The following is a 13071-nucleotide window of genomic DNA, read 5'->3' as shown; positions in this document are numbered from 1 at the left end:
CACACCCCGAAACACAAATCCCCATAGCTCACCGCCTGCGGCCCGCGGGTTCCTGCATCAGAGACTTTCGTACGCCTGACGGCACCCGAAACCCTTCAGCAATCTCGGTCATTCCTTTCGACTTGACCGCCTGCCAAAAGCGGACTTGTTGGAACTGACGTTGCGGTTGCCGCTTGTGTTGGCCGAGATCAGTCTCGCCGTTACTAAAACCCGGCATTCTCGGAATTTGGTGAGGGGAAAATTGAGGGTGCAGGGGGGCAGTGACCGCTGTTTGTTCACCGGTGTCATTTAGGTCAAATTAATCCGCTGTAATGCGCAAGGCGTTCAGCGTCTCCGGCGTAATGGTGCCTGTCACCTTGAGATTGTAATCCGCTTGCATTTTCAGGAGGCCGGCCCGCATCGCAGGGCTCATTTTTCCATCCAATTCGCCATTGTAGTAGCCGAACGACAGCATGGCGAACTGAACTTGCAGGACGATCTCCTTGAATTTGGCAGCGTTCCCGGGAAGCACAACCAGAGGTGCTGCAGCCGGCGCAGTGGCAGTCGGCGCCTGGTAGGTTGGCGAGGGCGCTTGATACACTGGTGCCGGAGCCTGATAGACGGGTGCGGCCGGTGGGTAGTAGGTGCCGCCTCCCGTAGAGGATCGATGGCTGCTGTGGGAGCTGTGGCTCGAATGCGAACTATGCCCGGCCAATGTGAATTTGTGATCCAGCTTGAAAATGTCGAACAACGATTTCGACTTGCCTCCATCATTGAATGGAGCAATCGGCATTGCGGTGCTCTCGATTGGCATGAAGCCGGCTGCCAGCAACGACGGAATGGTAAAGAGCCGCTTTTTCACGTGAGGCCTAACCTTTCATATCCATGCGCTTTCGGGTGCCATTCGAAGAAGCCGCCGCAGTCGTCGCGTAGTCCGCAACCAGCGCACTCCGAAACGTAGGATCGCTTCCAATCGGAAATCGTCGACGGAGCCAATGTTCTGTAGTCGGGCGGAAGAGTGCACAACGGAAAATTGTACAGCATCGCGTCGATCCCACGGCTGATGGCGAAATCGAGCGCGTTGCCAACCGCGTCGAAACCCTTGGAGCTGTCGAAAAACAACGAGTGCCAGTTCTGCCTGCCGTAGCCGATATTTTCGAGTTGCATGATTGCCCATTTGTCGACGAACGGCAGCGATGTCGTCACAAACCTGGCCAGATCAGTCATACCAGCTGCATTCGGCTTCATCAGCACCGTACGCAATTCGATTTTCGCGCCGGCGTGGCCAAGGACCGACAGGCCTTCTCTGACCTGGCCGAACGCGCCCGGCTTTTCCACGATCCGGTCATGAATTTCAGGATTGCTCGAGTAGACAGGAACGCCCCAAAGGATCCGATTCAGGTCTAGCTTGCCTAGCTTCGTCACGTCATCGCGGTCAAAGTGTTGAGCGTTGGTTAGGACGTGGAAATCAACGTCGGGCCGCGCCGACAACATTCGTTGCAGGAATTCGAGCAGTTCCGATTTGAACAGCGTCGGCTCTCCGCCAGATAGCCCGATCGTTGCGTTTTCTGGCGAGAGCAGGACTGCCGTCTCGAAAAACGGGAACATGTCTACATGCTGCTGTTTCGGCGGCTGCGAACACATCAGGCAAAGCTGGTCGCATCGTTCGGTGACCAGCAGTGTGTTGTGACGGGAGTTTGCTCGGATGAGACGGTGTGCGGTGCCCCGTCGAGGCACAACAAACAGCACGTCGCCATTTACGTCGCTCGGGTCGATTCCGAAGACACGAAGTGATCTGTCTTCGCCATAGAACTCTGCGCTTTCGCGGGTCGCGTTGCCCAGCACTGCATCGAACGAGCTGAGCCCTGGCGTGTCGTGGGCAACGCCCTCAAAGGAGCGGAGCCGAACCACATAGGGATCGATCGCTTCTGTCTCGATTTTGAGGCGAAGCGGGATCATGTGTGGACCGGAACCATGTGATCCCCCCAGGACGGAACTCTGGCCCATTTGGCGACAGATTGCCGAGCTGCCTCGTCGCGGCGCGTCATCACTTCTACGACTTTGTCGAACAGAGAAATATGCCGCCTGCAGAACCACGTCTCGATGCGAATGAGATCGACACGGCCGTCGCGCGACAAATCGTCGACAACGTCTGTGCCGCAGAAAGGCTGATAGACACAGTGAATGCAGTCGGCATCGAAATTGTTGATCGATGCGCCATTGAGCAGTTGCACCTTCTGCTGATCGATGCCATCGGCCACTGTTCCGATCGCGAGGTCGACGCGCCCGATGCGCGACAGCATCCTGGCCTCGTCCGTCGGGTACAGCTGCCCATCGTGATCGACGACGATATAGTCGGACGCGAAGAAATTCGGATTGCGAAGATCGACGTGATCGTCTGTCCCTGATCTCAAGAATCTCCGTAGGCACTGACTGAAATAGTACTCTTCAACGTATCGGCCGGTGCGATGATTGCGTTCGATGAGATAATCGATGAAACCTGAATGGAGCGCATTCCATCGAGCGATCGCATTTGGATCGCTCTTGCGTCGGCGCGCAAAGCCTTGGTGGTTTATCGGACGGAGATATATCGACTGTATGCCATGGCGCTCGAAGTTGCCGACGAGATCCTCGAAATTCGGCGGGCACTCGACGTCGATGGTTGGCAGGGCGGAAACCTTGCCGGGGCCGAGGCGCCTGACAGCTTCAGCCAAATTTCCGAGGAATGTATCGGTCGCCAGACTGTCGCCAGTCCGCTGCCGGGTGTGTGTCTCGTGGTTCCCATCCAGTGACGTGCTAACGAATGTGTCCGGCTGATCAAGAAAGGCCCACTCCATCTCGCCCATGCGCTGGAGGTTGGTGCAAACGACAAACTGGCTGCGCGGAAATCTTGAGCGGGTGAAAGCTCTGATCTGCTCGAGCAGATCAACGCGAAGCAAAGGCTCCCCGCCCTGAAACTCGAGCTTCATATCAGGACCTTTCAAATTGCCGATGAAGTCGAGGGCCGCGCTCAATGTTTCATTGGACCAGTCGAAGCCCCGCGCGGCCTCAGGGGCCCGGGAAACCTGGCAATAGCTGCAAGTCAGATTGCAACGCAAAGTCGGGACGAGAATGAGATACGAGAGCTCTTGCTGCTTCGATTGCCTGCCAGCCCAACGATAGGCAAAGGATGTCCAATCAGGATCGCCTTCGCGTTCAAACGTATGTCCATTGCCACGAAGAAATCTCTGGTCGTCGGCTGAGAGCGCATCGCGTGCGTATCTCCCTAGAAACTCGTCGCTACCGAGAAAGAACCCACCGGCGTCGTCGCTAAACAGCAGCGTTCCATCCGGGCGATCTCTGAATTTGAGCGGCCATACGGTCATCTGGCGGTGACCGCCCGGATCAACGCTTGTCGCAGCGGAAGCGTTTCCGAGTAGATCTTCTCACGATAAATGGCGTGAAGGACGTTCTTTCGCAAATCGTCCAGCCTGTCCGGCGGAAGCTCTTCTACCGCTACGCCCTGACCCGAGGCCGAAAACCGCAGCGACGGATATTGGACTTGTAGTCGAATTAATGCGCCTTCCGCAAAACGCTGAAAGTCCTGCGGAATCTCGATTGTAACCTGTCCCAGAATGCGCGCCGCCCCCACGTACCAAGTCCTCCGTCCCAACAAACTATACCCAAAACTGGAGTATGGGAATTGTGCAGTTCAACTTCGATTTTTCAGTGACGGCCGATATCACTGATGGTTGGGCTTGTTGCTGAACGGACGGCAGTTTTGCGCCTCATCCCGATGGCTTAAGCAAGCCTTGCCTTTGCCCAAAAGCGGATGTTCGGCCCGAATAACTTGCGGCGCCGGTGCGGTTCAAGCCGGACGTTAGCGTCGGCCCTCTTCTTCTGCTGAAAGCGAAGATTTTGCTCGGGTGTGCGAAGCTTGTCAGGACAGAAGTTCTTCGAATTAAACTTTATGATTGCATGTTTCTCGCACTCTTTACATTATCATTTAGATTACAGGGTACGATTGCGCCGACCTCGGACCAATCGCCTTGTCGACTCAACTGAAACTTGACGTGCCGACATCAACGACTTGGGGGAGATCATGCGTTACGTCATGCGGGCACCAAGTCCGCCAGCAGCCCTCGGGGACTCCCTTGCGAGCGGAAGGCGGCAATCTTTTTTTCGGTATCTGCAGCTCGATCCCTTGAAGCGCGAACAGACCCGCGTTCCGATTATGCAGTTCGAGTCACGGGAGATCATGCGTGATCTCTCGCACATGTTCCTTGGGAAATGCGCTTTCTGCGAGCAGGCTTCGAAAAGCATGTTCCTACACCGTTTCAGGCCAATGAACGATGCCGAGCCAACTGTCGGCAGCGAGGAGGACGGCCGGGCGCGCGATGCCCATCTTTATTACGGCTGGCTGTCGGATGCCTGGATCAACCTCTATGCGATCTGCGGGGACTGCAGGCCGAAGCGAACCACGTACTTCCCGGTCAAAGGACAAAGGGCGCACATCCCGACGCCGGAAGAATACGCCGGGTTCGTCGAGAATGGCGATGGGACGTGGCCGGACCTAGAGCTCGACGAGACACCGCTCCTGGTCGATCCCTGTCTCAACGACATTACCCGCCATCTCGTCCCGCGCGACGACGGATCGCTGGAAGCCGCAAGCCCGCAGGGTGAGGAGACGATCAAGCATTTCCGGCTCAATCGGACGCGATTGAGAACCAGGCGAAAGCAGGCCTTCGACGACTACGCAACACTCGAAGGCGATGGACCGAACGACACCAATGAATTCGTCGGCCTCTGGCGGATGCTGAGGCGTCAGACCGATGCTGGCGACGCAGAGATCGCAGCGATCACCGCGTCTGCGAATATCGTCGAGGAAGCCGACATCGCTGGAGCACGACCTCGCCTGCAGGAAATCCGGCTGACGAACTTCAAGGCGATCGAAACGCTGTCGATTAAGATGCCTGCTGCACCAGACCCGACCGAACGCATAGCGCAGGCACTGTTGATCCTAGGCGAAAACGCTGCTGGCAAGAGCTCCATCCTGGAGGCGATCGCACTTAACCTCATGGGCGCCGACGCACGCCCCGACCTTGTGGAGGATCCGGGTAGCCTGAGGCTCAACCCCAGCTTCATGGGCGCCGAAGATCTGCCGCAGAAGCCAACGGCCAAGGTCCGGCTTCAATTCGACAATGGACAGGTCTCGACACTCACGGTCAGCGCCAAGGGCTATTCTCAGATCGGCGAGAACCGGTTGCCCCTGGTCTTCGGCTACGGCGCCTACCGTCATTATGTGCGCGACCTGCATGACTGGAAACCGTCGCGACCGGTGCTCAGCCTGTTTCATACCGACAGCCTGCTCAGCAATCCGGAGCAATGGCTTCTCGGCCTGACACCGACCGAGTACCGGGCCGTCGTCCAGGCGCTAGGCGTGATCTTCGGGGCTGCCGAAGAGATCGACGTCATCTATCGCGACGAGGCCAAGGGCCGATGCTTCGTCGAAATGCAGATCGATGCGTCCGGCAAGAAGAGCAGGACCCCGCTCTCGAACGTCTCGTCGGGCTTCCGCACCATTCTCGCATTGTCCTGCGACATCATGCGATGGCTCATGGATCGCGACATCAATCCGAGCTTCACGACGCTGACCTCGGCGGAGGGGATCGTGCTGATCGACGAGGTGGAGGCCCATCTCCACCCGCGCTGGAAGATCCACATCATGAAGGGCCTGCGCACCGCCTTGCCGTCAATGACCTTCATCGTCACGACCCATGATCCATTGTGCCTCAGGGGAATGCGGGACGGGGAGGTGGTGGTGCTGAGCAAGGTCGCAAGGCAGCGTGGCAGTGGCCAGATCCCGATCATGGTCGACAGCCTGACGCAGTTGCCGAAGGTGTCGGCGCTGACCATCGAGCAGCTCCTGACCTCGGACCTGTTCAGCCTTTTTTCCACCGACGATCCCGAGACGGATGCAAGCCTCGCCCGTCTTGGCGACTATCTCGCGAAGGCCGAAAGTGTGCCGGACCAGGCCGTTAGGGCTGCGATGGACGCGATACGTAGGCAGGTGGTGGACGCCCTTCCGGTCGGCATGAGCGAGGCTGCCCGGCTCGTGCAGGAGGCCGTTGCGGACTACCTTGTCAACCGGCGCAACCTTGCCGGCAAGCCACGCGAGGACCTGCGCGGCGAAACGAAAAGGCGGATCCTGGCCGTCCTGGAGGGCATCTGATGCGGCGCGTCGATCGGGCCCTGGTTTCAGCGCCGGCTGTCCTTGTCGGCGACAAGAGCCGCGGCGGCAAGGAACTGGCGAAGGCGAAGATCTTCTTCGAGGCGAAGGCAAAGGCTGAAGCTGCGGGAGCAGCCGCCGGCGCGCTGGCTCCAGCCACGAAAGCAAAGAAGACGAAGAAGGAAAAGACGTTCGATTTTAGCGCCTATTCCGACGAAGCGGTCAAATACGCGCTCGACAAGCTGTTCTTCGGCAAATGTGCCTATTGCGAAAGCCGATATGCCAACCAGGCACCGGCCGATGTCGAACATTACCGGCCGAAGGGACGCATCGCCGGCGTTGCCAATCATCCCGGCTACTGGTGGCTCGCCATGGTATGGGACAACCTGCTGCCGAGCTGCATTGATTGCAATCGCCGGCGTTGGCAGGATTTGCCGAAATTCCCGGTAAGCCTCGTGCAACTGCTGTCGGCGCCCGAGATGCAAGGGGCCAAGGCATCGCTTGGCAAGCAGGATCTGTTTCCGATCGCCGGTGCAGCCAGGGCGATGGCGGACTTTCCCGGAATCGACGAGCAGCCCGACCTGATCAACCCCTGCGTTGACGATCCGGAAGAGCACTTGGTGTTTCACATCGACCGCGGCGACCCTCTCGGCCTCGTCCTTCCGACGTTCAAAGACAACGTCCCTTCCAGGCGTGGCCTGACATCGATCCATGTCTACGGCCTGAACCGGCTCGGATTGGTTCAGGAGCGAACACGGGTCCTGCGCAAGCTCGATTTCCTGAGCCGGTTGATCGACGAGATCGGCAAGATTTCGGAGACGCTGCTTGCCAGCCTCGATCAGCAGACCAAGACGATGGGCGCGCGGCTCGACCTGCTGGTCAACCAAATCCTCGACGAAATCCGCGCGATGGCGGAGCCGGACCAACCCTATTCGAGCCTCGTGAAGGCTTGGTCGAACACGCTTGAAATCAACTGAGGTAGATGGGACATGAGCGCGCCTGAACTGAGCTGCGACCTCGTCATGAAGGGCGGGATCACAAGTGGGGTTGTCTACCCGAAGGCCGTCGTGAAACTTTCGCGCAAGTATCGCTTCCGCAATATCGGCGGTACGTCGGCCGGCGCGATTGCGGCGGTGGTCACTGCCGCCGCCGAATACGGTCGCGCGGACGGCGGATTTGAGAAGATCGAGGCGCTTCCAAAGCAGTTGTCGGCGACGCTCTTGGAGAAATTCCAGCCCCGCCCGGAGCTTCGTCCGGTCTTCAATCTGATACTGGCGGCGATGTCGAAAAGTATCGCGGGCACAGTCTTCGCACTTTTGAAAGGCTACCCAGTGCCAGCAATTCTGGGTGCCATCCCCGCCATCATTGTTGCCTTCCTGATCCCGTTCACTTGGCATTCGACTTCGGCGGCGATCCTCGCTGTCCTGCTGTTCCCATTCCTGCTCGTTCTCCTGCCCGCCGCCACGGCGAGTTTTGTCGCGGCCCGCGATGTCGCCCGCAGGCTTCCGGAGGCCGATTACGGCCTCTGCAACGGAATGAGCCAACCTTACATGCCCGCCGGCCATCCCGCCCTGACCGAGTGGCTGGCCGATACAATCGATCTCGTCGCAGGGCGTCCGGCCACCGCCGAGCCGCTCGGGGTCAAGGACCTTCAATCCCGCGAGATCAGGGTGCAGACCGTGACCACCGACATCACCTCGCATCGTCCCTACGTGCTGCCGATGGAGAACAATCTTCATTACTTTTCCGAGCGGGACTTCCGGTCTCTTTTTCCGGCCCGTGTCGTCGACGCGATGCTGACGACGCCAAAAGAGGGATCAAGCGACCTCTATCCGTTCAAGATTGACAATCTTCCGCTCGTTGTCCTCGCACGCATGAGCCTCAGCTTCCCGGCGTTGATATCGGCGGTCCCGCTCTACAGGATCGACTATACGCTGGTCGGCGTTCCCGAACAGGACAGGTTGGTGCGTTGCATGTTCTCCGATGGTGGACTGTCGTCGAATTTTCCGGTGCATTTCTTCGACCGCTTCCTGCCGTCGCGCCCGACCTTTGGCATCTCGCTCGGGGAATATGACCATCGGCGGGAGAAGCCGGAAAACACCAAGGAAACCCGGGTATTCCTCCCGACAAAGGCAGGACAGGGACAACTCCTTCCGACCCGAGGATTTTCCGGATTGATCGCCTTCGTGTTCGCCCTCTTTGACAGCGCCAAGGATTGGCAGGATTCCCTCCAGTCCATTCTCGCCGGCTATCGCGAACGGATCGCGACGGTCAACCTCAAGCCTGAGGAAGGCGGCCTCAATCTGGACATGCCGCCCGAACGCATCGACCAGCTTACCGGCTTCGGCGAACGTGCCGGCGACCTGATCAACAGCGATTTCGAACTCAACGAACACAAGTGGCGTCGCTATCTGGTCGAAGTCCGCGCGCTTGACGAGATGCTGCGGCAATTTGCGGACGCCTACGCTGAAGCACCCGAGCCGGGCTCGCTTGGATACGCAGAGATCGCAACCGACTACGAACCGTCATCCTACAAAGATCTCAAACCAGACGAGCGACAGACCTTGCGAGAGCGAGCCGAGGCCATCGCCGCGCTCGGGAAGGGGTTCCAGGCGCTACAACCGCTCGATAGTTTCGATGAACGCATGCCGAAGAGCCGAAGCCGGATCCGCTCGGTTGCCAGGATGGATTATTGACCGCGACGATTGCAACGCGCGGCAACCATGTCATCAGCGTTCTAGAGGCAAGCCAGACTGCAGCTAATCGTCAAACCCGAACAGAAGCGGACGGTCTGGAAACGGCCCCGTTTGAGCCTTTGAGCCTCAGTGCGGTCGGACTGCAATGCGCCTCAAAGTCGGCCGTTGAGGTGAGCTTGGTCTTCGCCCAAAAAGCTGACCGCTTTGACGGATATCAAGCACGTCACATTTTGGAGCAGCGGACACAGACCGGGCTAGTGTCGCAAGCACTTCCACTCCAGGATGATAGCCGTAGGCTGCTCATACCTTCAGGCACGACCACAGTTCGCGTAGGGGCGATGGAGGCCCTACGAATGATCCCTTAGCCGAGGTCGGACATGGTTACTTTTTCGAAACTATGCTTATGATTGCGAACCATGCCCTTCCGAAAGTGATCTATGTCTGAATTGTCGTTCCGCTGGCTACACTTCTCCGACCTGCACTTCGGTATGAAAGGCCAGGCGCCTCTTTGGTCTAACCTCAAGCACCATCTCTATGATGATCTTCCGTTGCTGTTTGATCAGTCTGGCCCATGGGACTTGGTGATCTTTTCCGGCGACATCGTTCAAAAGGGCGCCGTCGACGAATTCCTCGGCGCCACCGGTGCACTGACCGAACTCTATAGCAAGCTCGCGGATCTGGGATGTTTCCCGAAATTCATCGCCGTTCCCGGCAACCACGATCTCGTCCGGCCTGCGGAAAATCATATGCCCGCCATGCTGCTGCGAGATTGGCAGAACAAAGAAACGGTGAGAGGAGAATTCCTGAATGAGCCGTCAGGCCCGTATCGGGAGACGATCAGGAATTCACTCGGAAACTATCAGTCATGGTATGAAAGCCTTCCCAATGCGGGCATACCCGTTCTCGAGGCCGCTAGCGGGTTCCTGCCCGGCGATCAGGTAGGACGCCTCAACATCACGGGAAAGCAGGTTGGTATCGTCGGCCTGAACTCTACCTGGCTTCAACTCACGAAAGACACCAAGGCCGGTGATCTTCACGTCGACCACTTGCAGCTATCGACGATGCTGCCTGAGGCGGAAAGCTGGTGCAGGTCTAACGACTTCAACCTGCTCATTACCCACCATCCCGTCGAGTGGCTCGGTCCCGACAACTTGGCCACATGGAAGACGGAGATCGCACCGCCCGGCCGGTTCGACCTCCATCTCTTCGGCCATATGCACGAACCGCTCTCCAGCAGCCTATCGACCATGGGCTCGTCGCCGATCACGATCTTCCAGTCTCCCTCGCTCTTCGGCCTTGAGCACCTGGCGGGCGGATTGTCAAAGCGTATACATGGCTACAGCGCCGGCGAATTGTCGGTCACAGCCAAAGGTCGTCAGCTCAGGATTTGGCCTCGGACCCACATGGTTTCGAAGGCGGGACAGAGTAAAATAACTCCGAACCACGAGTTCGTCCTGTCGGACAATGTCAGCACGACCACGCCGCTGCCGGATAAGTCCGTCACCAAGTCGATAAGCGCTACCGTGACACCTTTAATCAGCAGTGTGCCTGTCAGCGCAGAGCCGCAAGCGTTCGTTGCGACGGCTCCGACCGGATCGCAGGGCGTCCTAGACCGATTTCGGCATCATTTGCTGCCGTCTGGCCCGCACGCTTCCGTCAGAAAGATCGAACAGGATGCCGCCGGCCGGGCCCTCGACAAACGGTGCCTCTGGATCGTCGCCGACTGGGGACTGAGTTCCGACGAGTTCGTGTCGTCAGTCCTCGGAACTCGGTCGATGGCGGCGCGGCCTGTCTACCGGCTGGACCTTAGCGAAGTTCCGGTTAGCGGTGACGATCTCGACCAGGAGATCGAGGCCAAGCTCGGGTTCAAAATTCAACAGCTTTCGGAGGAAGTAGCGCTCGTCGGAGAGGCCGTGCTCCTTTTCGACGATATTACTTTGGGCGAGCGGCCGCAGGGAACGCTGCCACGCGAACTGGGCCTGGAAAACCTGGCGCAGGCCGTGCTGGATTACTGCCCGTCATTGGTCATTCTGCTGCGGACCAGGTCAAATCCCGCGAACGACCAGTTCGATAAGGTCCAGATCGGAGCTTTGGACGAGGCGGACCTGAAGGCTTACATCTATCGGCACACCGACGGTGGCGAGAACTTGGCGGTCCCTGACGTGGTCGGTCAGCTTCTGTCCATAACCGGCGGGGTTCCCGACCGGGTGGATCGTGCCCTGAAAGCGTTGAAGGTGGTAACGCTTTCGGAACTGGTCGCCAGCCAAGAAGAAGGAGCCGACAAAGAAGCGGCGACCGGTTCGCAGGCGCTGCTACGCGCCATTGAGGAACTGGGGAGTACCACCCATCCTACCCTGCAGCGTGCTCTGCAGATGCTTCAAGCATTAGCTACATTTCCCCATGGTGCCCAGTTTGAGCACATCAAGCGGTTCAACGGCGTGCACGGATTCTACCCGGATAACGCCACTGAGCTTATGCAGCGCGCGTTAATCATTACTTCGACGCTTCCCGGGTTCGAGCAACAGAGCCATGTGGAGACTCGGCGGATACTGTCCGTCCCCCGAACGGTGCGGGATGTCGTGAGGGGTCAAATGTCCAGTGACCTGCTTAACCAGCACAACAGGCGCGCTGCGGAGCTATACTTCGGCTCGAACTGGCGCGCTGGTTCGACCAGCTGGGCTCCGGAACGGAAGTATTCCAGCCCGAAGTGTTCTCACCATGAGATCGCGAATGCGTCCGCCATCCTATTGCGGCTGCTGAAGACTGGGATACAGGAGGAGAACACCGAGGAGATCGGCGCGCTCATGCACCTTGCAGCCGCTTACTGTGACGCCCTGCTCTCGGGATCGCACTACTACGGCGCAGCCGGCTTCTGCTCGGCATTCCTTCACACGGCACCGAACGACGTCGCGGAAGACATGGTCAACCGGGTAAGATTGAACTTCGGCAAGGCGCTACGAATGTTAGGCGAGCGGCCGAGATCGATCGAAATCATGGAGAGCCTTGATCCGTCATTGTTCGAACGATCGGACCGCGAGTCCCTGCTGATGAACCTCGCACTGGCATATGAAGGCAACGGCGACGAGAGGGCCAAGGATGTTGCGCAAAAGCTGCTCAAGGCAACGAAGACAACGTCATACAAGCTGCAAGCACGAGCCATCATCATCCAGTCGGAACCAGATAGTTCGGCACGGCGGTCCAAACTCGTCGCCCTGGAACGCGAGGCGCGAAACAAAAAATCCTACACCGCAGCGAACAATCTAGCTATCACACTAGCTCGGGAAAGCGACGATCCAGAGGAGGCGCGTCGGTATCTCAATGGCGTCGTGAGCGCCAACAACGACACTGACGACGTTTACAACGAGGCCAGGGCGGCCGTGGATTTGGCGGAACATATATTCGCCGATGAGCCGCTGCAGAACGCGGATCACTCTCGGTTGATTGCCGCATATCAATATCTCTTCATACAGCGGATCCCTGCCCTCTTCGATCGGTGCCACAGGGCGCTTTGGCGGAGTTTCGCGCAACGGGGGGAAATCCCGAACCTGTTCGCCCTCTTCCGGCACAGCTCCTTTATTTGGCGGATCAGAGGCATCGCGCCGAACGAGGAGCGATATATTGCTTCGCTCTCGAAGATCGCTCAGGCGGACGCAACGATCATCCCCGAAAATCGGGACGGCGGTTACTTCAAGGCCCGCGTACACGCGACTACACTTACCTCAGGGGCGTTAACCGGATAATAGCTCCGTCCAGATCGCGCTGTTCAAGCTGATAACGGTGACGGAAGTCGGAAGACGCTGGCATGCTCAAGCCAAGATGCTCCCGAAGGCCTGCCATCTCCGCAGTGGCGGAGCATCGGGTGTAAATGGCCACGTTATTCAGAGTCGGAGGACCTGTAGGATTCTTCGATCTCATCGGTGCTTTCACGCTTTCACGGACCCTGAAGGTCCGCTTCCAAACAATACTGTGCGCCAAGCTGCCAGTCCGCAAACGGCCCCCCGACCGGACATCCGCGGCGTGGAACAATTAATTTCAATTCTCATCCGCAAAGCTTCCATACGCATGCCGTTGATTGTACGGACCCTTAGCAGGCTGTTGAAAAAGTGGCTCGCAGCGAGGCAGTGAGCCGTGATTCAGTGTCTCCGGAGAGATTCGGAGAACGAGGCATGCGCGGCGGGGACGACCGGT

Annotated in this window: 8 protein-coding genes; 4 read left to right on the top strand and 4 right to left on the bottom strand. The window is 58.4% G+C overall.

Features of this window, described 5'->3' with window-relative positions; all coding sequences use genetic code 11:
• Positions 1–298: 298 nt before the first annotated feature.
• The 4 genes from hxsA to NKJ81_RS31615 are packed head-to-tail and all read right to left on the bottom strand — an operon-like array spanning position 299 to position 3610.
• On the bottom strand, positions 299–841 hold the full coding sequence (gene hxsA / locus NKJ81_RS31630) for a His-Xaa-Ser repeat protein HxsA (RefSeq protein WP_352492335.1): 543 nt from the start codon (positions 839–841) through the stop codon (positions 299–301).
• The gene (gene hxsC, locus NKJ81_RS31625; RefSeq protein ID WP_352542870.1) at positions 838–1938 is read right to left on the bottom strand and encodes a His-Xaa-Ser system radical SAM maturase HxsC; all 1101 of its coding nucleotides are present in this window, start codon (positions 1936–1938) and stop codon (positions 838–840) included. The genes hxsA and hxsC overlap by 4 nt, the downstream gene beginning before the upstream one ends.
• On the bottom strand, positions 1935–3344 hold the full coding sequence (hxsB, locus tag NKJ81_RS31620; protein WP_352492333.1) for a His-Xaa-Ser system radical SAM maturase HxsB: 1410 nt from the start codon (positions 3342–3344) through the stop codon (positions 1935–1937). The genes hxsC and hxsB overlap by 4 nt, the downstream gene beginning before the upstream one ends.
• On the bottom strand, positions 3341–3610 hold the full coding sequence (locus NKJ81_RS31615) for a hypothetical protein (RefSeq protein WP_352492332.1): 270 nt from the start codon (positions 3608–3610) through the stop codon (positions 3341–3343). The genes hxsB and NKJ81_RS31615 overlap by 4 nt, the downstream gene beginning before the upstream one ends.
• A 606-nt stretch (positions 3611–4216) precedes the next feature.
• Here NKJ81_RS31615 and NKJ81_RS31610 point away from each other — a divergent pair.
• The 4 genes from NKJ81_RS31610 (at position 4217) to NKJ81_RS31595 (ending at position 12623) form a co-directional block, all read left to right on the top strand.
• On the top strand, positions 4217–6190 hold the full coding sequence (locus tag NKJ81_RS31610) for an AAA family ATPase (RefSeq protein ID WP_352542869.1): 1974 nt from the start codon (positions 4217–4219) through the stop codon (positions 6188–6190).
• Positions 6190–7164 (top strand): HNH endonuclease family protein, encoded by a 975-nt coding sequence (locus NKJ81_RS31605; protein WP_352542868.1) that lies wholly within the window; start codon positions 6190–6192, stop codon positions 7162–7164. The genes NKJ81_RS31610 and NKJ81_RS31605 overlap by 1 nt, the downstream gene beginning before the upstream one ends.
• 12 nt (positions 7165–7176) lie before the next feature.
• On the top strand, positions 7177–8883 hold the full coding sequence (locus NKJ81_RS31600) for a patatin-like phospholipase domain-containing protein (protein ID WP_352542867.1): 1707 nt from the start codon (positions 7177–7179) through the stop codon (positions 8881–8883).
• 437 nt (positions 8884–9320) lie between these two features.
• Positions 9321–12623: a metallophosphoesterase gene (locus NKJ81_RS31595; RefSeq protein ID WP_352542866.1), complete on the top strand. Its 3303-nt coding sequence runs from the start codon at positions 9321–9323 to the stop codon at positions 12621–12623.
• The last annotated feature ends 448 nt before the right edge of the window (positions 12624–13071 follow it).

This window comes from Mesorhizobium sp. M0018 (assembly GCF_040323955.1).
Lineage (GTDB): Bacteria > Pseudomonadota > Alphaproteobacteria > Rhizobiales > Rhizobiaceae > Mesorhizobium.
Note: the sequence above shows the minus strand (reverse complement) of the source record. Positions and strands in the feature narration are given on the sequence as shown.

Coding starts and splice junctions, on each gene's coding strand:
- hxsC (WP_352542870.1), bottom strand. CDS start 1,938: ATGATCCCGCTTCGCCTCAAAATCGAGACAGAAGCGATCGATCCCTAT.
- hxsB (WP_352492333.1), bottom strand. CDS start 3,344: ATGACCGTATGGCCGCTCAAATTCAGAGATCGCCCGGATGGAACGCTG.
- NKJ81_RS31610 (WP_352542869.1), top strand. CDS start 4,217: ATGCGTGATCTCTCGCACATGTTCCTTGGGAAATGCGCTTTCTGCGAG.
- NKJ81_RS31605 (WP_352542868.1), top strand. CDS start 6,190: ATGCGGCGCGTCGATCGGGCCCTGGTTTCAGCGCCGGCTGTCCTTGTC.
- NKJ81_RS31600 (WP_352542867.1), top strand. CDS start 7,177: ATGAGCGCGCCTGAACTGAGCTGCGACCTCGTCATGAAGGGCGGGATC.
- NKJ81_RS31595 (WP_352542866.1), top strand. CDS start 9,321: ATGTCTGAATTGTCGTTCCGCTGGCTACACTTCTCCGACCTGCACTTC.